This window comes from Arhodomonas sp. SL1 (assembly GCF_052060015.1).
Classification (GTDB): Bacteria; Pseudomonadota; Gammaproteobacteria; order Nitrococcales; family Nitrococcaceae; genus Arhodomonas.
Genome location: NZ_JBPODZ010000002.1, coordinates 163,634 through 184,770, shown reverse-complemented (window position 1 = coordinate 184,770; position 21,137 = coordinate 163,634). Strand labels below are relative to the sequence as shown.

Here is a 21,137-nt window from a genome sequence, read left to right as displayed (position 1 = left end):
ACAGAGGTTTTGATCTCTCCTCCTCTTGGCCGGCTCCCTGAGCCGGCATTTTTTTGCCCGGGTCCACAATTTGTGAGCTATTGGCACATGACTTGTGACTGATTCAGCGTTCATGTTGCAGTGCAATGCTGTATACTCTCGACCAACAGAGGTTCTCAATCTCTCCTCCTCCTTGGCCGACCCCTAGGTCGGCTTTTTTTTTTGTCTCAACCCTCCTGTCATTCTCAACCCTCCTGTCATTCGTCGCCCGTGCCTCTCAATCGAAGCCCAGCAGCCGGGGCAGCCCCAGGGCGAGTGCCGGGAAGGCCAGTAACAGCGCCAGTCGGAGAACGTCGGCGAGGATGAACGGCAGGATCCCGGCCATAATCCGTGGCAGGGGCACATCCGGCGCCGCGGAGTGGATGACAAAGAGGTTCATCCCGATAGGCGGGGTGATCAGTCCGAGCTCGATGACGGTGACCAGCACGATCCCGAACCAGACGGGGTCATAGCCCAGGTGTTCCACTACCGGGAAGATAAAGGGGACGGTGAGCAGCATCATCGAGAGGCTGTCCATGAAACAGCCGAGCAGCAGGTAGAACACCAGGAGCACTACCATCACCTGCCAGGCCGACCAGTCCAGGCCGTTGACGAGCCCCACCAAATAGCCGGGCAGGTTGCTGGACTCGATGAAAAAGTTGAACAGTGCCGCCCCGATCAGGATGAAGAAGATCATGCCGCTGGTTACGGCGGTCTCCCGTATGCCCGCCAGCAGGGTCTGCCAGGAGAGCTGGCGGCGGGCGGCGGCGAAGAGAAAGGCGCCCGCTGCCCCGACCGCCGCCGCCTCCGTGGGCGAGAACAACCCGGCGTAGATCCCCCCGATGACTACGACGAACAACAGCGCCACATCCCAGGTGCGGTAGAAGGCGCGCAACCGCTGGCGGGCGTTGCGGCGTTCGCCTGGTGGGCCCAGCGCGGGGTTCAATCGGGTGCGGAGATAGACCGCCAGCATGTAGAGCACGGTGCCGAGCACGCCCGGGATCAGGGCCGCCGCGAATAGCGCGCCGATGGATTCCTGCACGAGCAGTGCGTAGATCACGAGAATGATGCTCGGCGGGATGAGCACGCCGAGGGTACCCCCGGCGGCCACCGATGCCGCGGCCAGGGACTCCGCATAGCCCTTGCGCCGCATCTCCGGCAGCGCCACCCGGGACATGGTGGCCGCTGTTGCGAGGCTGGAACCGCAGATGGCGCCGAAACCGGCGCAGGCCCCGATGGTGGCGACGGCGAGGCCCCCGCGGATGTGCCCGATAAAGGCGTAGATGCCCTCGTAGAGGTTGCGTGAGAGCCCGGCGTGGCTGGCGAACACGCCCATGAAGATGAACAGTGGTACTACGGAAAGGCCATAGGGGTGCACCGCGCCGAAGGGCTGGGTGCCGAGCATGAATTTCACCGTGGGCCAGCCGGCCAGGGGGATCGCGCCGATCACGCCGACCAGCCCCATGGCCACTGCCACGGGTACCCGCAGGGCGATCAGCACCAGGGTTACCGCGAAGCCGGTGATCCCGATCAGCTCACTGGGCATGGGGCCCGCGGACGATGGTGGCGAGGCGGCCGGCGGCGATGACAACGGTGGCGAGCAGCGAGAGCGCGCAGCCGGACAGCAGTGCGCCCCAATACCAGATCATCGGGATGCCGATGGTCTGGGAGGAGTCGCCGTAGCGTAGGGCCATGACGGCCTGCTCGTAGCCGTAGATGCCGATCAGGGCCACCAGGGCCGCCCCGGCGATGGCGGCGAGGGCGTCGAGCAATGCCCGGCCCCGGGGTGGCAGCCAGTCGGTGGCCGCGGTGATGCCCACGTGGCCGCCGCGCATGAAGGTATAGGGGATGGCCCAGAACGCCATGACCATCACGCACAGCTGGGTGATGTCCACCAACCCGCTGAGGGAACGGCCGAGCAGGGCGCGGGCGATGATGTCGGCCACCGTGAGGACGATGGCCATGCCGAGCACCACCACGCCCGCACCGGCAACCCAGCCCAGGAACCGTTCCACGAGGCGGTGCACGCCAGCCGGCACGGCGCCCGTTACCCTTGCTCAGTCCCCGCTGTGCTGCCGGATCAGCTCCCGCGCACGTTCATAGAGCTCCCGGGCGTTGCCCACGCCTTGGTCCTCGAGCTCCGCAAGCCGGGCCTCGATCATCGGGGCCAAGCGCTCGCGCCAGCGCTCGCGTTCCTCGTCGCTGACCTCGATGAAGGTGTGCCCGCGCTCCTCGGCATCCTTGCGCCCGGCACGGTCCCACTTGTCCCACCAGTCCCCGAATTCGGCGACCAGGGTCTCGCCGGAGAGCTCGTCGATGGCGGTGCGCACCTCCTCGGGGAGGCGATCGAAGCGTTGCTGGCTCATCACGAAGTAGAACGAGACCGTGTAGGCGCGGGCGTCGGTGTGGTATTCCAGCACCTCGTTGAGGCGGAATGCGCCCACCGCGTCCCAAGTGAACACCGTCCCATCCAGGGTGCCCTTGGAGAGGTTCTCATAGACCTGGCTCGGAGGCATCCCCACCGGCGTCGCGTCCAGGTATTCCAGCATCTGCGAGATGGCCGGGCTCGGCGTGCGCAGGCGCAGGCCCTGCAGGTCCTCTAGGCTGCGTACCGGGGTGTCGGTGGTGTGGATCAGCCCGGCATTGTGGGCATGGAGCGCCAGTACCTTGAGCCCCTCGTACTCGTCGCCGAGGCGCCCTTCCTGATAGAGCTGCCAGAGCACACGGGAGGCGGTGTCCGCGTCCTGCACCATGAACGGCATCTCGATCACCGAGGTGGCAGGAAAGCGCCCCCGGGGCAGGCCGCTCAGTCCGTGGGCCATGTCCACCACGCCGGCGCGGACCTGATCGAGCTGGCGGGTGATATCGCCGAAGGACGTGTTGCCGGGATGGATGGTGACCTCCACGGCGCCGTCCGTGCGTTCCTCGAGCTCCCGGGCCCAGGGTTCGATGAAGTCCTGATGGATGCCGTGGGAAGGCGGCAGGTAGTGGCTGATCTTGAGCTCGACGGGCTGTTGCGCACCGGCGGTGCCGCTGAGCAGCAGCATCGCTGCGGTGACGCCGGTCAGCGCGAAACGGTTGAGGAATCCGTGGCGCATGGCTCTCCTCCCTCGGGATGGGTTCTTCGTTGTTACCGATCCATCCTACGGCAAATGCTTTCGCTAAAAAATATCTCCGCCGCCGGTTTCCCGCATCTCCCGGACGCGGTGCTGGAGGTGGTCCAGCAGCCGCTCGAGCTCGGCGCGTTCGCCCTCCGAGAGCTCGGCGAGGAGCTCGCGCTCCCAGGACAGCGCCAAGGGGGCGATGCGCTCATAGGTGGCGCGGCCGTGCTCGCTCATGCGGATCAGCGCTACCCGTTGATCGCCGGTGTCGGTCTCGCGCTCGATGAGCCCCCGCCGGCCCATGCGCTGCAGCGCCCGGCTGACCCGGGGCTTGTCCATATTGGTGCGCTCGCTCAACGCCCCGGCGGATAGCGGCTCGTGACGGGCAAGATGGGCGAGCACCCGCCACTCGGGGATGCTGACGCCGAAACGCGATTGGTATACCCCTGCCAGGGAGCGGCTCATCCAGTCCGCGAGCACCGCCATCCGGTAGGGGATGAAGCGCTCGATTTCCAGGGCCTCCTCGGCCGCGTGCTCGGCTTGGGTGGTCTCGTTGCTCATGGGGTCCTCGTGACACCGCCGACAGGACAACGCGATGGTGCAGCAGCCGCCCCATGCCGGCAAGGCGCGGCACCCGCCGCCTTCTCCGTGGATCTATGAAAAATCAATACAGCACCTGTGATGCTGCGTTGCAACAGAAAATAGTACAATTTCGAACAAATTTACTGCAGTGGAGTATCACATCATGCAGCAGTGGTTCCTCATCCTCGGGCTCAGCGAAACCGGTGACCGCAAGGTCTACAAGGCCCGCCTGGAAGACCGCGAGCAGGCCGAGCGCCTGGCCGCGCAGCTCGGTTTCGACGACGGGGTCACCATCCTCGACGAGGCGCGGATCGCCCGCGTCGGGCAGTATGGCTATGGCTTCCAGCTGGTCTTCCGCATCGCCCCCGAGCTGGACCCGGCGGAGTTCGCTCTGGATGCGGCCGAGGGCGCGGACGAGGAGCGCCGGGCCGCCTGAAGGCCGCGCTCGGACGGGCGGGGCCGCGCGCATTCCCTCCGCTATCGGAATGCACATCGCCCCGCCGGGGCTGTCCCCGCTGACACCACCGTGCTAGCGTTCCCGCTTACCCCCCGGGAAGAGGTAAGCACCATGGCACGGGTGCTGATCGCCGACGATCATCCCTTGATGCGGGACGCGTTGCGCCCCGTGTTGCGGGAGTTGTTCGATGGCGGCGTGGAGATCGCCGAGGCGGACACCGTGGAGGCGACCCTTTCGGCCCTGGACCAGGATCGCTTCGATCTGGTCCTCTTCGACCTGTGCATGCCCGGTGGTGGAGACGCCGGCGCGCTGCTCGCCGCCCGTGACCATGCCGACGGCAGCCCCGTGGTGGTGGTCTCTCACCGCGAGGACGCGGGGGTGGTTCGCCAGTGCATTGCCGCCGGGGCCGCCGGCTTCATCCCCAAGTCCCTGAACACCGCCCTCATCCGCAGCGCCCTGCGTTTGGTGGTGGACGGCGGCCAGTACTTCCCCACCTGGGCGCTGGCCGAGGGCGAGACCCCGGAGCCGGCCCCCGGGAGCACCGATATCAGTGCGCTTACCCGACGCCAGCGTACCGTCCTGCGTCTGCTCGGTGAGGGGCAGTCCAATCGCCAGATCGCGGAGACCCTCCACCTCAGCGAGTGGACGGTGAAGGCCCACGTCAGCGCCGTGCTCCGCAAGCTCGGTGTCAGCACGCGGGTGGAGGCGGCCCTAATCGGCCGCGAACTCGCGTAGCGTCGGAGGGCTCGTGTTTCCGCGGTGCGCCCGTTCAAGGGTGATTGCCGGGGTCGGTCATGGCCGGTCCGCTGCGAGCCGGGCCCGCAGGCGGGCGGTATCCAGCGGTTTGTGCAAGAGGCCGACCTCGAGGTCCGTGCACTGGCGCTTCAGCCATTCGCCGCGTTCGCTGGTGATGATGAACGTCCGAACGGCGGGGTGTCGGCGGCGAAGCCGCATGGCGTAGCGCAGCCCGTCGTCGCCCGGGGAGTCCAGGTGGTAGTCGATGAGCGCCACCGACGGTGGTGGCGAGGGCGTCTCCACCGGTGCCGTGTGGCTGTGGACCCGCGCGCCCCACTGGCGCAGCAGTGTCGCCAGCCCGAGGCACACCGCCTGGTCGTTCTCCACCACCAGGATGTCCTGCCCTGAGAGGTCGCCGCCGGTGCCGGCCGTCTGCGGGGCGAGCGGCGTCAGCGCCACCTGGGCGGGATCCCCCGCCGGCAGGGTGATGTGGAAGGAAGAGCCGCGGCCCGGTAGTGAACGCAGGGACACGTTGGTGCCCAGCAGCTCGGCGATCATGCGCACGATGGTAAGGCCGAGGCCCAGTCCCTGACCGTCCGCGACCCCCGCCTGGCGCAGCTGGTAGAAGCCGCGGAAGATCCGCTGCTGCTCCGCCTGCGGGATGCCCGGCCCGGTATCGTGCACCGAGACCTGCCAGCCGGTCCGCCGCCGCCTCGCGGCCAGCAGGATGCCGCCCCGGCGGGTATAGCGTACGGCGTTGCCCAGGAGGTTGCGCACCACCCGCTCCACCAGCACCGGGTCACTGTGAGCGGTAGCCGGCGGGCAGCGCACCCGGCAGGTTAGGTCGGCGCTCTCCGCCTGCAGGCGATATTCCGCACCGAGGCGGTGGAGCAGGGCGTCCAGGCGGAAATGCCCGGGCTGGGGTCGCACCACCCCGGAATCCAGCTTGGCGATATCGATGAGGCTGCCGAGCAGGCTCTCCATGGTTTCCAGGGTGGCCTGGCCGCTGGCGGCGAGGTCCAGGACCTCGTCGTCGGCGGCGCTGTCGGCGATGGCCTGCAATAGCAGCCGCGCCGCGGTAAGGGGTTGCTGGAGATCGTGGCTGACGGCGGTGAGGAAGCTCGACTTGTTGGCACTGGCCCGCTCCGCCCGTGCCTTCGCCCGCTGGAGCTCGTCCTCGGCGCTGCGCCGGCGGGCGATCTCGTCCATGAGGCGCCGGTTGGCCTCCACCAGCTCCGCCGTGCGGGCCTTGACCGTCTCCTCCAGGACCGCGGCGGTCTCGAATAGGGCGTAGTCCCCGCCCCGGCCGCCCTGTTCTTGCTCGGCGCGCTCCATGAGCACGTCCACCATGCGCTGCAGCCGGGCATTCTCCGCGCGCAGCCGCTCCAACTCGTCGCCGTCACCCATGGCCGAAGGCAATGCCAGTGAAGGTCTGGTTGAGGTGCATGCGCTCGAACTGCTCCCCGTAGCTGGCCATGCCACAAACGCGGAAGTCGCGGAAAAGGGGCACGGCGGCGGGCGTCAGCCCCTTGGCCTCCATCTCCAGATGGCGCAGTGCACAATCAAAGGCGAGGGTGGCCTCCACCCCGCCGAGGTCCGCAGCGGTGGACTCCAGGCGCGCCTGGAGATCGCCCACGAGGTCACCGGCACAGGTCACCCGGAAGACGATGCCCTGGTCCACCGCGCAGGTGAACGCCAGCCCCTCGTCCGGATCCGTGGAGACCAGCCGTACGGAGCGGACGTAGTGCGAATCGCCGATCTTCACCGCCGGCGGGCTGTCCGCGAGGACCGTGGGGGTCAGCCGCTCCACGCTGGTGCCGATCGCGCGGGCGTACTCCTCCGCGGCGGGGCGCCCGTTGAGCTCGAGGACCACCCGGCGTGCTGGGTCCGCGCGGGTGACTAGCAGTCGCTGCGGGCCGGGGATGAAATGATGGGTGCTGAACGCCCGGAACGCCTTGCCGGGACGGATCAGGGTCAGCACGGCGGCATTGCCGTGGCCGCGGCCCTGGTGCCAGATCCGCCCCGGCCGGCCACGGAAGTGGTCGCCAGCGGAGCCGCCGACCAAGTGGAGATTGCCCAGGCCCTGGGCCATGGAGGCCACCAGGCGTTCCTCGCAGAGGGTGCGCCCGTCGACGACTAGCAGGGCGAAGGTGTCCTCCGCGCTCGGTGGATCACCGGTGAGGCGGTGCATCTCGCTCTTCAGCCAGCTCGCGCACTGGAAACCCTCGGAGAAGCCGATGCCGCGGACGCCATTGAGTGCCGCGCTGACCGTCGCGGTGCCGGCCGGAAAGGCCAGGGCGCTGACCCCGTGGCGTCGGTAGCCGCCGGGGCCGAGCACCGCCGAGCCGACGGCGCCGAGTATCTCCGTGCCGGGGCGGTGCTCTGTGACCCGCGCCGCGACCGCCTCCAGGGGATAGTCGCCCGAGCACCAGAGCAGGATCAGCGGCCGGGTCTCCGCGCCGAGCCGTCGGTTGATCTCTGCAGCGGCCCGGACCGGGTCGGGCTCGGTGGTGTCGACCTGCCGGATGGCAGCGCGAACGGCGGTCCGCGCAAGCGGCTGCTGCATGTCCGCTCCTCCTCCCCATGATTCCAGTCGAGCCTAGCAGCTGTATGCCGCGCCGTTGAGCGGTTGCAATGCCCGGCGGGAGGAAACTAACACTTTCCGGCTAGGCGGGGGCGGGGAAAATGCTGCGAGGTGGCAATACAGGGCGTCGACCGCGTCGCCTAGACTTTGATCGAGCGCAATGACAATGCAGAACGATCGCAGAGGAGGGGAGAGATGGCCGCTGCGTTTCCGATCAGGGGGGCACTGGCCCTGTCCGTGGCCGCAAGTGTCGCGGCAGCAGGGCATGCCCATGCCTATGAGCTCCATTCCGGTGCCGACGGCTCCACGCTCAACGTGGATGTCGAGATCGGTGCGGGCTACTTCTCCAGCCAGGAAGACTATTCCGGCCAGGGCCGCGGCGAGGTCAACTGGGCGGAGGGCTATATCAAGGGTGGGCTCTCCGGCGAGCGGATGCTCGGGGACGGGGCCAGCGTCTACGGGGCGGTGAGCGCCCTGGCCTCCACCACGGACGGTGACGGTGATGCCGGCGGCTTCACCACCGGCGAGGAGAGCGAGCTGGACCTGGAGGACGCCTACCTGGGCTGGCGTTCCGGATCGCTCGTGGGCGGAGTCGACAACGCCGTCGACCTCTCCGTCGGCGCCCAGCCGTTCTCGGTGGGGGACGGTTGGCTGATTCAGGGCGACGCCCTGAACTTCGGCGAGGGCTTCGGTAGCGACCTGGACCGTGGTGGGGCCTACTGGCTCGCCCCGCGCCGGGCGTTCCGGCGCACCGCTATCGCCCGCTTCGAGACCGCCTCGCCCTGGCGCGGGGATGCCTTCTACCTGGGCTCGGACAACGACGCCCAGGGGGAGACCGAGCTGGCCGGTGCCAACGTGGAGTACAATGCCGACGCCGGCAGCGTCGGCGCCACGTACCTGCGGGTGGTGGATGTGGACACCGATGCCCTCGGTGGCCTGTATGCCCCCCGCGATGACCTCAATACCTTCAGCCTGCGGGGCAACAGCTCGTTTGGTATCGATAACGCGGATTTCCGCTTCGAGGCCACCCTGCAACGGGGCAGCCCGGCGGACGCCGGCGATGTCGATGCCCACGCCTGGTACGTGGAGGGCAGCTACCAGTTCGCCGATTTGCCGCTGGCCCCGCAGCTCGCCTACCGCTTAAGCAGCTTCTCCGGCGATGACCCGGATTCCTCTGATTACGAGGGCTTCGATCCGCTGTTCTACGGCTTCAGCCGCGGCTACGGGACCTGGTTCCAGGGCGAGGTCGCCGGTAACTATACGGGCCCGTTCAACACCAACGCGGACATCCATCACCTGGGCCTGTACCTGCACCCCCATGAGCGCGTCCGCGTTGGTGCCCTCTACTTCGATTTCACCAGCCGTGAGACCCCGGCGGGCGTGAGCGACGACTTCGCCGAGGAGTTCAACCTGTTCATGGAGTACGCGGCGACCGAGCGGTTGTTCCTCTCGCCGATGTATTCGCGGTTCAGCCCCGGGGATGGCCTTGAGCAGACCCTCGGCAGTGATGAGACCAACCACTACTTCCAGGTCATCGCCATCTGGAACTTCTGAGACAAGGACGGGAGATTATGAGCGAAGCGCAAGCCCGGCACTCGGTGTTCGACGGCGTCTCGGCGGCCGCGCGGGCCTTCGTGGAGCGCGACCACCAACTGTTCATCGGTGGCGAATGGGTCGCCGCGCGGGGCGGGGAGACCCTGTCGGTCTACGAGCCGGCCAGCGGTGAGTGCATGTGTGAGGTGCCGGCGGGCCAGGGCGGTGACGTGGACCGGGCGGTGAACGCCGCCCGGGAGGCCTTCGAGGGGGGCGAGTGGTCCCGGGCCCGCCCGGTGGAGCGCGAGCGGCTGCTGCTACGCCTCGCCGATGCCATCGAGGCCAACGCCGATGAGCTCGCCGAGATCGAGAGCCTGGACCAGGGCAAGTCCGTTGGCATGGCCCGCAACCTGGACCTGACCATGGCGGTGGACTTCGTCCGCTATATGGCGGGCTGGGCGACCAAGATCGACGGGCGCACGGTTGAGCCCTCGGTGCCGTACCTGCCCGATCAGCAGTTCACGGGCTGGACCCGCAAGGAACCCGTGGGAGTGGTCGGGGCCATCGTGCCGTGGAACTTCCCGATACTGATGGCGGTGTGGAAGGTGGTCCCGGCCATCGCCACCGGTTGCACGGTGGTGCTCAAGCCCGCCGAGGAGACCCCCCTTTCGGCGCTGCGACTGGCGGAGCTGGCGGCGTCGGTGGGGCTGCCGGCAGGGGTGTTCAATGTAGTCACCGGAGATGGCCCCGGCGCCGGTGCCGCCCTGTCCGGGCATCCCGGCATCGACAAGGTGGCCTTCACCGGTTCCACCGAGGTGGGGAAGCTCATCGGCAAGGCCGCCATGGACAACATGACCCGGGTGTCCCTGGAGCTCGGCGGCAAGTCGCCGGTGATCGTCCTCGACGACATGGACCCCCAGGCCGCTGCCGCAGGCGCTGCCCAGGCGATCTTCCTCAACCACGGGCAGGTCTGCACGGCGGGTTCGCGGCTGTACGTGCCCAACCGTGAGTACGATGCCGTGGTGGAGGGCCTCGCCGGCATCGCCGGCGGCATGCGCCTGGGCTCCGGCCGGGATCCGGAGGCCCAGATGGGGCCGCTGGTGTCGAAGGCGCAACAGGAGCGCGTCGCCGCCTATATCGACAGCGGCCGGCAACAGGGGGCACGGGTGGCCGCCGGCGGTGGTTGCCCTGACCGGGGCTTCTTCGTCGAGCCCACCATCCTCGCCGATGCCAACCACCAGATGCGGGTGGTGCGCGAGGAGATCTTCGGCCCGGTGCTCACCGTTATGCCCTACCAGGACCTGGACGAGGTGGCCCGACTGGCCAACGATACCCCGTACGGGCTGGGGGCGAGCATCTGGTCCAATGACCTCGCCCGTGTGCACCGGCTGATCCCCAAGATCCGCGCTGGGACGGTGTGGGTAAACTGCCACAACGTCCTGGACCCGGCCCTGCCCCTGGGCGGCTTCAAGCAATCCGGCATCGGCCGCGAGTTGGGCCGCGAGGTGGTGGACCTGTATACCGAGACCAAGACTGTGCTGATGAGCATCTGAGAAGGGGGAGAGTATCCATGAAATCCCGAACCTGCCTGGCGCTGCTAGTGGCCGGCACCATGACGGCCGGCCTGGCCCATGCCCAAATGGAGGAGATCGAGCCCGAGCAGCTCACCGTCGAGGAGTTGCCGGAACCGAGCCCCCACTGGGTCTACGTGGGCGACGTGAGTTTCTTCCACATGCCCGATTCCAAGGTGGTGCTCCTCGACGGTGACGCCGAGGACACCAACGCCGCCTACCTGGGCATGATGTCCACCGGCTATAACCCGGCCATCGCCATGTCCCCGGACGGCTCCGAGCTCTACTCCGCGGAGACCTACTATTCCCGCGGGACACGGGGTGACCGAGAGGATATCGTCACCATCTTCGACACGCGCACCCTCAAGCCGGTGGACGAGGTGGACATCCCCGAGAAGCGCCACTTCTCGCTGCTTCAGCCCCAGGGGCTGGTCACCGCCAACGGCGGCGACGACTTGCTGGTGTTCAACGTCACGCCGGCGACCAGCGTCAGCATCGTGGACCTGGAGGCCCGCGAGTTCCTGGGCGAGATCCCGCTGCCCGGCTGCGCGTTCATGTATCCGGCCCCCGAGGGGCAGCGTTTCGGCACCCTCTGCGCCGATGGCTCGTTCAAGGTCATCGACTACGACGGCAGCGGCGCGGAGAGCGCCCGCGAGAGCCTGGCGTTCTTCGATCCGGAGGACAGCCACATCTTCGAGAAGCCGGTGATGATCGGCGACACCTGGTATTTCGTCAGCCACGACGGCCACGTGCGCCCGCTGCACTGGGGCGACGCGATGCCGGAGCCGGGGGACGCCTGGCCACTGGCCGGCGAAGGTGAGGATGGTTGGGTGCCCGGTGGCTGGCAGATGGAGGCCGCCCATGAGGCGACCGAGCGGCTGTTCGTGCTCATGCACGAGGGCGGCGCGCACAGCCACAAGGATCCGGGCACCGAGGTGTGGGTCTATGACGTCGACAGCCGGGAGCGGCTGCAGCGCATCGCGTTGGAGACGCCGGCGCTGTCGATCCAGACCACCCCGGATGAAGAGCCCCTGCTGTTCGCCATTCGCGCGGACTTCGGGATGGACGTCTACGATGCAGACAGCGGCGAGTACCTGCGCAGCTTCGAGGGCTTCGCCGATACCCCGTTCCTGATGCGTCGTCCGTGAGGGATCCGCGATGATCGATCCGGTATTGAGCGGAATCGCCCAGGGCGTTGTGGCGGTGCTCCTGCTCGCCGCCGCTGTCTACAAGCTCCGCGATCTGCGCGGCTTTCGCGCCACGCTGCGGGAGTATGACCTGCTCGCCGAGGTGCTGGTGCGCCCGGTGGCCTGGCTGATCCCCGTCGCCGAGGTGGCCGCCGCCGCGGCCCTGGTCTATGGACCGACCCGCGTGGCCGGGGGGACGTTGGCGGCGGTGCTGTTCGCGGTGTTCACCCTCGCCATCGCCGTCAACCTGGCCCGCGGCCGGCGGGACATCGACTGCGGCTGCTTCGGCCCGTCCCGCGGTCAGCAGCTCAGCGGCTGGTTGTTGCCTCGCAACCTGCTGTTGGTGGCGCTGTCGGCGCTGGCCGGGCTACCCCCGGCGGAGCGGGCCCTCGGTGCGCTGGACTATTTCACCGTGGCGGCGGGGGTGGTGGCCTTCGTCCTGTTCTTCGTGGTTTCCAATGTGGTGATCGGGCTGGCCCCTCAGACGGCCGCCCTGAGGAGGCATCATGACTAACGCGCTGATCGTTTCCAATGTCGCGCTGTGGCTGGCGGTGATCGCCCTCGGCGTCCTGCTTATGGCCCTGGTGCGCCAGATCGGGGTGCTCCACGAGCGCCTGGGCCCGGCAGGGGCCCTGATGATCGACAAGGGGCCGAAGGTGGGTGATCCGGCGCCTATCCATGAGTCCCGCGACCTGCGCGGCGAGCCGGTGAAGGTCGGGGGCATCCAGGCGGACGGTCGCAGCACCCTGCTGTTCTTCATGGCCCCGAACTGCCCGGTCTGCAAGGGCCTTCTGCCCATGCTCAAGGCGGTCTCGGGCCAGGAGTCGGACTGGCTTCGCGTGGTCTTTGCCAGTGACGGTGACAGTGACGAGCACCAGGCACTCATCGCCGAGCAGGGCCTCGAGGGTCATCCCTATCTGCTCTCCGCGGAGCTGGGGATGAGCTATCAGATCGGCAAGCTGCCGTACGCGGTGATCATCGATGCCGAGGGGCGGATCAGCGCCAAGGGGCTGGTCAACTCCCGCGAGCATCTGGAGAGCCTGTTCCATGCCAGCGAGCTGCGGCTGCCCTCGATACAGGCCTGGCTGGAGCGGCAGAAGGCAGACACCGAGAACGAGGACAAGGGCGGCGTGCATCTGCACAAGGCCTGAGGAGGGGAAGAAGCAATGAAGTGGATGGATGATCTCATCGAGCGCTACTCCCGGGGCACGGTCAACCGTGGTTCCCGCCGCAGCTTCCTGCGTCGTATGGGTGCGGTGATGGTGGGCGGGGCGGCGCTGCCGCTGCTGCCGGTGGATCGTATCGCCGCCGCCACCAGCGGCAACGGCGACGGCATGGCCGGCGACCCGGGGGACCCGACCTCCTGTGACTACTGGCGCTATTGCGGCGTGGACGGGTTCCTATGCGCCTGCTGCGGGGGTTCCGCGAGCACCTGCCCGCCGGGCTCGGAGCCGTCGCTGGTGACCTGGGTGGGTACCTGCCGCAATCCCGCCGACGGGCGCAACTACATCATCTCGTACAACGACTGCTGCGGGCAGGGCACCTGCAACCGCTGCGTGTGCACCCGCAACGAGCGCGAGACCCCCACCTACGACATCCGCCGGGACAACGACACCAACTGGTGCCTGGCGGCGAAGAGCATGTCCTATCACTGCTCCACCGCAGTGGTGGTGGGTCTCGCCGATGAGTAGAGGGCCGTTCGCGGCCCTCGCCCTCGCCACCGTGGGGGTCGTGGCCCCCGCGCTGGCCGCCGATGGGCAGGCGGTGTTCGAGGCCCACTGCGCAGCCTGCCACCAAGCGGACGGCAGTGGGGCGCCGGGGTTCATCCCGCCGCTATCGGGCAGCCTGGGGCACTTCCTCGCGGCCCCCGGCGGCCGGGAGTACCTGATCAATGTGGTAACCAACGGGCTGGTGGGCCGTATCCAGGTGGGCGGCCAGGCCTATGCCAGCAACATGCCGGCCTTCGGCGGCCAGCTCGATAGCGCAGAGATCGCCGCGGTGCTGGATTACGTCCTCACGCGGTTCAACCCCACGAGCCTGCCGTCGGGCTATGACGGGATCACGCCGGGGCAGGCCGCCACGCTGGCGGATGAGGGCCTCAACGCCAACGACATGAACGCACGGCGGGCGGGGCTGGTCCTCCGCCTCGCCGAGGAGGGGGTGGAGCGATGAGCATGCGTGCCTGGAGCGTGGCCGGCGTTACCTTGGCGGCCGCGTTATCGACCGCCGGCGCGGCCGCCGGCCCGCAGGCGGACTACGCCCTGGAATGCGCCGGCTGCCATCTCATGGACGGCTCCGGCATGGCCCCGGCCGTGCCGGACATGCGGGGGATCATCGGGCGCATGGCCGAGACCCGGGAAGGGCGGGCCTATCTCGTCCAGGTCCCCGGAGCGGCCCTGGCGCCGCTGGACGATGCCCGGCTCGCCGAGGTCATGAACTGGACGTTGCGGCAGTTCTCGGCGGAGACGCTGCCGGAGGCCTTCGAGCCGTATACCGCCGAAGAGGTGGGCCGGCTCCGCGCCGAGCCGGTGGAGCACCCGGAGCGGGTCCGTCGCGAGCTGGTCCGCCGGCTCGGGGGGGCGGACTCCCCGGGTGGGTGAAGTCAGGGCGGGAGACGCCGCCGCCAGCGGCGCCCCGCTGTCGTGAGTTAATCCACCAGCCGCCACTGGCCGTCGCGGATCTCGGCCATGCGGAAGGCCGTCTCCCGGTCGAGGCCCATGTGGTCCTCCGGCGTCAGGTTGAAGATACCGGTCACCCCCACGTAACCGGAGATATTCTCCATCGCCTCGCGCACCGCTGCGGGTTCGGTGGTCGCCGCCGTGCGTACGGCCTCGGCGTAGAGCATCAGCCCGTCGTGGGCGTAGCCGCCGAAGGTGGAGGCGGGCTCGCCGTAGCGCGACTCGTAGGCCCGTTTGTAGCCCATCAGGACCTCTTTCTGGGGGTCGTCGGCCGGCAGTGCGTCCGCCACCAGCAGTGGCGGGGCGGGCAGGCGTACCCCCTCCACCGCTTCCTCGCCGGCGAGCTCGATGTACTTGTCCGAGGCTACGCCGTGGGACTGGTACAGGGGTAGATCGAGGCCGAGCTGGTGGTAGTTACGGGTGGCGATGGCCGGGCCTTGGCCGAAGCCGAAGATGAAGATCGCCTCCACCCCCTCGGTGTTGGCGATGCGGGTGAGCTGGGCCGACATATCCGAGTCCTTGGGGCCATAGGATTCGTCGGCGACGATCTCGATGCCGTGCTCAGCGGCGATGGCGAGGGACTGCTCCCGCCCCGAGCGCCCGAATCCGCCGGTGCCCGAGAGCAGGCCGATCCGTCGAATGCCGTGGGCGCGCATGTCGTCGAAGACCTTGGCCGCGGCCATGCGATCGGTCTGGGGGGTCTTGAAGGTCCACTCGCGGGTGGGCTCGATGGGCGCCACGGAGCCCGATAGGCTGACGAAGGGCATCTGCGAGCGTTCCATCATGGGGATGACCGCCATCGTGGAGCCGGTGAGGCCGCCGATGATGACGTCCACCTCGTCCTGGTTGACCATACGCTTGACGAAGGTTCGCGCCTTGGCGGCATCGCCGCCGGTGTCGTAGGTCACCAGTTCCAGGGGCCGGCCCAGGAGGCCACCCTCGTCGTTGAGGCGCTCCACGTACAGCTCCAGGGTCTTCTTCTCCGGATCCCCGAGGAACGAGGCCGGACCGGTCACGGGCATGAAACCGCCGATGAGGATGGGGTCCTGGGCATGGGTGGTGGTGGCCAGGCCGAGGCCGAGGACGGCGGTGCCGATCCGTCGTGCGAGGCGTCGCAGCATGGTGTCTCCTCCTTCCTGTGCGTTGTTGTCGTTGCGTGAGTCAGCTCATCGGGGTGGTCCTGCGGAAATCGCCGGCAACGAAGACCAGCGGCTCCACCATCGGGTCGTGATCGAAGGCCTCCACCCGCCCGAGCAGGATATCGTGATCGCCGCCGTCATGGCGCAGCGAGCGCCGGCACTGGAAACGCGCGACACAGCCGGCCAGCACCGGCGCCCCGCCGGCCCCGGCCCACCATTGCACGCCCTCGAATTTGTCCGGGCGAGGGGTGGCAAAGCGCCGGCAGAGCGCTTCCTGCTCGACGGCGAGGACGTTGACGGCGAAATGGGAGGCGGCCAGGAACGCCGCACGGCTCGGTGAATCGCGCATGAGGCTCCACAGGATCAATGGCGGTTCCAGGGACACCGAGCTGAAGGAGTTCACCGTGAGCCCCACCGGTGTCCCATCCGGGGCCCGGGTGGTGACCACCGTGACCCCCGTGGCGAAGCCACCGAGGGCGTTGCGCAGCGCCCGCGGATCGAAGGGCGTGTCTACGTCGGAGGCGTCCCGCGCCATTGCCAGTGCTGCCATGGTGCCCCCCTCACCCCTGTGCGCGTCGGTCGGCGACGCGCCGGTTCACCCGGGGCATGACCTCGTCGGCCACTAGTTCCATGGAGCGTTTCACCGTCTCGGGGGGCATATGGCCGAAGTTTTGCAGCATCATCACGTGCTGGACCCCGTTGTCGTGGAGCTCCACGAGCTTGTCCGCCACCTCGTCGGGGGTGCCGAACAGCGACAGACCGCTGGCCATAATGTCGTCATAGGTCTGCTTCTTGGCGTAGAGCCGGGAGTCGACGTACAGGTCGAAGGGCGCGGCGGCGTTGCGGCGTACCGCCTCCGGGGTATCCGCCACGTGGGTGTGCAGGGCGACGATGGCGTCGTCCTCGTGGCCGGCGATGCCGGCCTCGGACCGGCCCGCATGGAAGCTCGCCACCAGGGGGGCTATGTCCTCCCAGCGGTCCACCGAGGCATAGGGCACGCACATCAGATCGTGGCCGGCGTGGCCGATGTGGTACGCGGCCTCCGCCCGGAGCACCGCGACCTTGATCGGCGGGTGGGGGCGCTGGACGCAGGGGACATTGATCTGGACGTCGTCGAGGCGCTGGTAGGTGCCCTCGTGACTGACGCGTTCCCCACTGAGCAGGCGCCGGACCAGCCCTAGGTTCTCGTCGAAGCGATCCCGTTTCTCCGCGCCGTCGACGCCGAAGCCCTCGAACTCGTGCTTCAGGTAGCCGGAGCCGACACCGAGGACCAGACGTCCCCCGGAGAGGGCGTCCACCATGGCGTAGCTCTCCGCCACCACCCGCGGGTCGTGGAAGGTGAGAATGGAGATGGCGGAACCGAGGCGGATGCGCTGGGTCCGGGCAGCGAGATGGCCGAGCATCACCGCCGGGTTGGGCACGGCGCCGTATTCGTGGAAGTGGTGCTCGGCGACGAAGAAGGTGTCATAGCCCAGGCGGTCGGCGAGCTGCGCCTGGTCGATGACCTCCTGGTAGAGATCGGGCACCGTGCGCCTGTGCCCCGGGTACTTCTCGCCGGGATAATGGTCCTGCACGGAGAAAATGGAATAGCGCATGGGGTTGCCGGTGTCACCGGGGCCACCGGGGGTAATGGGTCGTGTAGCGGGCATCTCCTTCCTCCGTGTTTTCCTATTCATAATTGGTTACGTTAAACATAATTTCAGGGTGCGCTTCCGTCAAGCAACCGCAAGGAGTGAGGCATGGGCAGGGACGAACGGGCGCAGCAGGGCGTGCGCTCGGTGGAAACGGGGATGACGTTAGTGGCCGCGTTGGCTGCCGAGGAAACCGGCATGGGCCTGGGGGCACTGGCACGGCGCGCCGGGATGGCGCCGGCCAAGGCCCACCGCTACCTGGTGAGCCTGGCGCGCGCGGGGTTGGTGGAGCAGCACCCGGACACCGGGGTCTACGACCTGGGGCCGCTGGCCCTCGAGCTCGGCCTCGCCGCCCTGCGTCGGATGGATATCGTGCGCCTGGCCGACGCGGCGCTGCACCGGTTGCGTGACGAGCTCGACGAGACCGTATTGTTCGCCGTGTGGGGCAACCGCGGGCCTACGGTGGTGCGCTGGCTGGAGAGCTCGGATGCGGTCACCGTCAATGTCCGACTCGGCTCGGTGATGCCGCTGTTGCGCTCGGCCACCGGGCGGGCCTTCCTCGCCTGGGGTGCCCGTGCGGTGGTGCAGCCGCAGCTGGAGCACGAGCTGGCCGGCGCATCGTCCGAGGAGGCCGAGGCCATGGCGGAGCGGATCCGCCGCGACGGCGTCGCCACCGTCAGCGGCGACCTGCTGCCGGGGATCGCGGCGGTGGCGGCGCCGGTGTTCGATCATCAGGACGAGGTGGCCGGCGTGGTCACCGCCCTGGGGTATTCCGCCGGATTCGACGCGCGGCCCGGCGAGGCGCCGGCGGCGGCGGTGTGCGCCGCGGCCCGGGATCTCTCCCGGCGCCTTGGTCACCGCGGGGGGACGGATCCGGTGACCAAGTGATCCGCGAGGGGCAGGCTGGTGTCGCCGTCGCGGGTGCGTACGATCAGGTTACCGCGGGGGTCGATGTCCACGGCCTCACCGGCGGGTGCCTGCGGCGGCAGGTATTCCAGGATCCTTCGAGCCAGCCAAGCCCGGCGGACGGGGGCGAATCCCTCCTCCGCCCACCGGTTGATCCAGTCCAGGAAGAAGCGGCTGGTGCGGCCGAGGAGCTCCCCCGGGGTGGTGTCGGCACCGCCGTCGGTGTTCAGTGCGGCGACCGGTGGCTCCCCCTCCGGTGGGGCCGTGATGTGAATGCGCCAGGCGACCGCGAGGAGCTGTGCCTCCGGCGCGAGGGCGATGCGCCCCGCCTCGTCGGGGCCCAGGGCGAGGCCGTCCGGCCAACGGTAGCGCAGCGGGGTCATGGGCTGGCAGAGCTCGGCGATCGCCGCGCCGGCGGCGACCGCCGCCACGGCGGCCAGCTCCGGCCAGCGCCCGCCGATCTCCTCGCCGGGCCGGAGGAGCACGGCGGCATACAGGGCCCCCGGTGGGCCGGAATTGTCCTCCTCCGCCGCCCAGACCAGGGTGCCCTCATCGGCTCCTTGCCTGCCAAGGCGCAGCGCTTCCCGGGAGACGCTGTCCACCCGCTGCCGCCGGACTAGCTCGTAGGTCGCGGGGAGCTCCGCGGCGAGGGCGTCGCTGCCGTGGGCGTCCGCGCTCACGGGCCCTCCGCCGGTTGACCGTCGCCCGCGATGGCGTCGCGATGACGGCGCAGCTTTTGATAGCGGGCCGTGAGCCGCGCGGTACTGCCCTCCGCGGCCCCCAGGGCCTCGTCGAGCAGGGCCAGGGCAGCATCGCGTCGGCCGCGCCCCGCCCGCAGCCGCGCCAACCGCAGCGCGGTGTCCAGGTATAGCCCGCTGGTGACGCCGAGGCGGGCGCGGAGCTCTTCGAGGGCCGGTTGGAGCCAGGCCTCCGCCTCCTCGGGCCGGTCGCTGTCGGCGCAGAGACCGCCGAGCTCGGCCGCTGTCATCAGCACGTTGGGGTGGGAGGGACCGAATAGCGCCTCCCATGTATCCAGGTTCCTCCGGTACAACGCCTCGGCCTCTCGATGGTTCCCCTGCTCACGCAGCAGATCGGCGAGGTTGTTGACGCTGGTGGCCGTCGCCGGGTGGTCCGCGCCGACCAGCCGTTCCCAGGCATCGATGGCCTCACGGTAGAGGGTCTGGGCCTCCCTCCCGCGGCCGGTGACATCCAGCACCCCTGCCAGGTTGTGCAGCGTCGATGCGGTGTCCTCGTGGTGGGGGCCATGGAGGCTGCGCCGGAGTTCCAGCGCTCGGCGAAAGCATGTCTCGGCCTCACGGTAGGCGCCACGGCTGTCCAAGCAGGTCCCCAGGTTATGCAGGGCGGCAGCGGTGGCCCCATGATACGGGCCGAACAGCCGCTCGGCGCTGGCGGCCACCTGTCGGTAGTGTTGCTCGGCCCCTTCCGGGTCGCCCCCGGCGTAGAGCAGCCCCGCCAGGGCGTCCTGAAGGGAGACTGTCGCGGGATGGTCCTCCCCCAGGGACTGCCGGGCGGTGCGCAGCGTCCCCTCCAGGTGGTCCCGGGCCGGCTCCAGCCGGTTGGCGGCCCGCTGTACCGCCGCCAGGTTGGCCCGGTACGCGATCAGTCGGGGATCCCCCGGGTCGTGGCGTTCCGCGGCACCATCGAGCAGACGGCGGTAGCATTGCTCCGCCTGCTCGGTCTCTCCCTTGGTCTCGTGGACCATGGCGATGGCGTGCTCGCTGGCGAGGGCCTCCGCGGAGTGTTCCCCATGGATGCGGCGGCGAAGCCGCAGGGCCTGCTCCAGGCGCTGCATGGCCGGGTCCGGCTCACCGGCATCCAGGGCGGCCAGCCCGTCCCGGTGCAGGGCCTCCGCGAGCTCACTACGCGGTGCGCCGGCCCGGGCGAGCCAGTGGGTGACTGCGGCACGGAGCTCCGCTGCCTCCTGGGGGCGCTCCAGCGCCTCGAGCAGCGATACCGCGGAGAGCTGCCGCCGGGCCTCCCGCGTCGTCGGTTCCCTGCCGCGCGCCCGCGCCAGGGTCTCGGCGAGCGATGACCAGGCGGCCTCAGGGTTCGGGAGCCGCCGCCACAGTGCCGCCACAACGGGTGCCGAGCTCGACCAGTGATCCAGCGTGTCGGGCGCTGCCAGGCGGGCCGCCAGTTCCTGCCATGCCTCGGCGACGGCGAGCCAGCCGCCGGCGTGGATAGGGTCTCGGGTCCCGGAGGCCAGTGCGGTGAGCCATGCGCTGCCCCGGTCACCCTCCAGCTCGAGGGCCGAGGCCAGCGCGCGGCGCATGCCGTCGTCGGCCAATGCTACGCGTCCCGGGCGCCGCCGCAGCCAGGCGCTCGCCGTGCGGCGCTGATCACCGCCGGGATCGATGCCGGTGAGCTCGTCGTCGGTCACCCCGTCGGGCGAGGCCCACAGTCGCCGCAGCAGCGGTTCGGCCCGGTTGGCCGGGGGCCGGGGGCTGGTGGAGACGCCGGCGACATCGATGCGCTCCCAGCCCGACGCCGTCAGCTGGTCCGCCACCCCGCCCGGGAGGGCCGTTGCGAGCACCGTGACCGTTGGCGGGACATGGCCGGGGAGCCAGTCGGTATCACCGCCACGCCGGTCCACGCCTTCGAGCACGACGATGGCCCCGCCCGTGGCGCCGGCCCGGGCCAGCCAGTTCGGCAGTGCCTCCCGCATCGGCCCGGGCTGCAGCGGGATACCGGCGGGGATCGGGCTGAGGGCAGACGCCGCCTGCCCGAGCCGGAACAGCAGGACCTCGGGCTCGCGCTCCAGCAAGGGGACATCCAGGGTCGCCGCGATCACGGCGGTGCCCTCCGGCCGGCGGGTGATCCAGTCCCCCACGGCGGCACGTATCGGCCCATCCTCGCCGACAAGGAGGATCCTGCGTCCCTCTCCCCGGGCCACCGGCGGCAAACCGCGGAGGGGTTCGCTGCCGTCCGGCTGGCCCCATCCGGGTAACGGGTTGATGGCGCGGTGCCGGGATGCTCTGCTGTGGGTCATATGCG

Annotated in this window: 22 protein-coding genes; 11 read left to right on the top strand and 11 right to left on the bottom strand. The window is 69.3% G+C overall.

The features are described 5' to 3' along the window. Window positions 1–256: 256 nt before the first annotated feature. The 4 genes from ACQ754_RS04660 to ACQ754_RS04645 form a co-directional block, all read right to left on the bottom strand. A complete protein-coding gene (locus ACQ754_RS04660; RefSeq protein ID WP_440995832.1) occupies window positions 257–1,564 on the bottom strand; it encodes a TRAP transporter large permease in 1,308 nt (435 codons plus the stop codon). After that, entirely contained in the window at window positions 1,554–2,057 is a 504-nt protein-coding gene (locus ACQ754_RS04655) for a TRAP transporter small permease (protein ID WP_440995831.1), read from the bottom strand. The genes ACQ754_RS04660 and ACQ754_RS04655 overlap by 11 nt, the downstream gene beginning before the upstream one ends. An 18-nt stretch (window positions 2,058–2,075) precedes the next feature. Next, window positions 2,076–3,116: a TRAP transporter substrate-binding protein gene (locus ACQ754_RS04650; protein WP_440995830.1), complete on the bottom strand. Its 1,041-nt coding sequence runs from the start codon at window positions 3,114–3,116 to the stop codon at window positions 2,076–2,078. A 63-nt stretch (window positions 3,117–3,179) separates the two neighbouring features. Next, window positions 3,180–3,680 (bottom strand): MarR family winged helix-turn-helix transcriptional regulator, encoded by a 501-nt coding sequence (locus ACQ754_RS04645; RefSeq protein WP_440995829.1) that lies wholly within the window; start codon window positions 3,678–3,680, stop codon window positions 3,180–3,182. Window positions 3,681–3,864: 184 nt separating this feature from the next. On the opposite strand from ACQ754_RS04645, the gene ACQ754_RS04640 reads away from it, so the two are divergent. Together ACQ754_RS04640 and ACQ754_RS04635 are read left to right on the top strand one after the other, a co-directional pair. After that, window positions 3,865–4,137, top strand: a complete 273-nt coding sequence (locus ACQ754_RS04640) for a hypothetical protein (RefSeq protein ID WP_440995828.1) — start codon at window positions 3,865–3,867, stop codon at window positions 4,135–4,137. Window positions 4,138–4,269: 132 nt separating this feature from the next. Then, complete coding sequence (locus tag ACQ754_RS04635) at window positions 4,270–4,893, top strand: LuxR C-terminal-related transcriptional regulator (RefSeq protein ID WP_440995827.1); 624 nt, start codon at window positions 4,270–4,272, stop codon at window positions 4,891–4,893. 57 nt (window positions 4,894–4,950) lie between these two features. Here the strand turns inward: ACQ754_RS04635 and ACQ754_RS04630 are convergent, their stop codons facing one another. After that, a complete protein-coding gene (locus tag ACQ754_RS04630) occupies window positions 4,951–6,300 on the bottom strand; it encodes an ATP-binding protein (RefSeq protein ID WP_440995826.1) in 1,350 nt (449 codons plus the stop codon). Continuing rightward, on the bottom strand, window positions 6,293–7,459 hold the full coding sequence (locus ACQ754_RS04625) for an FIST N-terminal domain-containing protein (RefSeq protein ID WP_440995825.1): 1,167 nt from the start codon (window positions 7,457–7,459) through the stop codon (window positions 6,293–6,295). The genes ACQ754_RS04630 and ACQ754_RS04625 overlap by 8 nt, the downstream gene beginning before the upstream one ends. A 213-nt stretch (window positions 7,460–7,672) precedes the next feature. Here ACQ754_RS04625 and ACQ754_RS04620 point away from each other — a divergent pair, with 213 nt between their 5' ends. From ACQ754_RS04620 to ACQ754_RS04585, 8 genes are read left to right on the top strand one after another with little or no spacing between them, the layout of a single operon-like run. Continuing rightward, complete coding sequence (locus ACQ754_RS04620) at window positions 7,673–9,031, top strand: alginate export family protein (protein ID WP_440995824.1); 1,359 nt, start codon at window positions 7,673–7,675, stop codon at window positions 9,029–9,031. A gap of 17 nt (window positions 9,032–9,048) precedes the next feature. Then, window positions 9,049–10,563, top strand: a complete 1,515-nt coding sequence (locus ACQ754_RS04615) for an aldehyde dehydrogenase family protein (protein ID WP_440995823.1) — start codon at window positions 9,049–9,051, stop codon at window positions 10,561–10,563. 17 nt (window positions 10,564–10,580) lie between these two features. Next, complete coding sequence (locus ACQ754_RS04610; RefSeq protein WP_440995822.1) at window positions 10,581–11,729, top strand: amine dehydrogenase large subunit; 1,149 nt, start codon at window positions 10,581–10,583, stop codon at window positions 11,727–11,729. A 10-nt stretch (window positions 11,730–11,739) separates the two neighbouring features. Further along, window positions 11,740–12,282, top strand: a complete 543-nt coding sequence (locus ACQ754_RS04605; RefSeq protein WP_440995821.1) for a MauE/DoxX family redox-associated membrane protein — start codon at window positions 11,740–11,742, stop codon at window positions 12,280–12,282. Further along, window positions 12,275–12,919 (top strand): methylamine dehydrogenase accessory protein MauD, encoded by a 645-nt coding sequence (gene mauD / locus ACQ754_RS04600; protein WP_440995820.1) that lies wholly within the window; start codon window positions 12,275–12,277, stop codon window positions 12,917–12,919. Before ACQ754_RS04605 ends, mauD begins: the two co-directional genes overlap by 8 nt. A 15-nt stretch (window positions 12,920–12,934) precedes the next feature. Further along, window positions 12,935–13,459 (top strand): methylamine dehydrogenase light chain, encoded by a 525-nt coding sequence (locus tag ACQ754_RS04595; protein WP_440995819.1) that lies wholly within the window; start codon window positions 12,935–12,937, stop codon window positions 13,457–13,459. Continuing rightward, complete coding sequence (locus ACQ754_RS04590) at window positions 13,452–13,940, top strand: c-type cytochrome (RefSeq protein WP_440995818.1); 489 nt, start codon at window positions 13,452–13,454, stop codon at window positions 13,938–13,940. Before ACQ754_RS04595 ends, ACQ754_RS04590 begins: the two co-directional genes overlap by 8 nt. After that, window positions 13,937–14,368 carry a c-type cytochrome gene (locus ACQ754_RS04585; RefSeq protein WP_440995817.1) on the top strand — a complete coding sequence of 144 codons (432 nt, stop codon included), beginning with the start codon at window positions 13,937–13,939 and terminating at the stop codon, window positions 14,366–14,368. The genes ACQ754_RS04590 and ACQ754_RS04585 overlap by 4 nt, the downstream gene beginning before the upstream one ends. A gap of 47 nt (window positions 14,369–14,415) precedes the next feature. Here ACQ754_RS04585 and ACQ754_RS04580 read toward each other — a convergent pair whose 3' ends face one another. The 3 genes from ACQ754_RS04580 to ACQ754_RS04570 are packed head-to-tail and all read right to left on the bottom strand — an operon-like array spanning window position 14,416 to window position 17,234. Then, window positions 14,416–15,567, bottom strand: coding sequence for an ABC transporter substrate-binding protein (locus ACQ754_RS04580; protein WP_440995816.1), 1,152 nt, complete (start codon window positions 15,565–15,567; stop codon window positions 14,416–14,418). Window positions 15,568–15,607: 40 nt separating this feature from the next. Further along, on the bottom strand, window positions 15,608–16,135 hold the full coding sequence (locus ACQ754_RS04575) for a flavin reductase family protein (protein WP_440995815.1): 528 nt from the start codon (window positions 16,133–16,135) through the stop codon (window positions 15,608–15,610). Window positions 16,136–16,145: 10 nt separating this feature from the next. Further along, window positions 16,146–17,234 (bottom strand): LLM class flavin-dependent oxidoreductase, encoded by a 1,089-nt coding sequence (locus ACQ754_RS04570; protein ID WP_440995814.1) that lies wholly within the window; start codon window positions 17,232–17,234, stop codon window positions 16,146–16,148. Window positions 17,235–17,324: 90 nt separating this feature from the next. Between ACQ754_RS04570 and ACQ754_RS04565 the strand changes: the two genes are divergently transcribed. Further along, a complete protein-coding gene (locus tag ACQ754_RS04565) occupies window positions 17,325–18,104 on the top strand; it encodes an IclR family transcriptional regulator (RefSeq protein ID WP_440995813.1) in 780 nt (259 codons plus the stop codon). Here the strand turns inward: ACQ754_RS04565 and ACQ754_RS04560 are convergent. Both ACQ754_RS04560 and ACQ754_RS04555 read right to left on the bottom strand, forming a co-directional pair. Then, window positions 18,071–18,802: a biotin/lipoate--protein ligase family protein gene (locus ACQ754_RS04560; RefSeq protein WP_440995812.1), complete on the bottom strand. Its 732-nt coding sequence runs from the start codon at window positions 18,800–18,802 to the stop codon at window positions 18,071–18,073. The two genes, ACQ754_RS04565 and ACQ754_RS04560, sit on opposite strands and share 34 nt — an antisense overlap. Next, on the bottom strand, window positions 18,799–21,132 hold the full coding sequence (locus tag ACQ754_RS04555) for a tetratricopeptide repeat protein (protein WP_440995811.1): 2,334 nt from the start codon (window positions 21,130–21,132) through the stop codon (window positions 18,799–18,801). The genes ACQ754_RS04560 and ACQ754_RS04555 overlap by 4 nt, the downstream gene beginning before the upstream one ends. Between the last annotated feature and the right edge of the window lie 5 nt (window positions 21,133–21,137).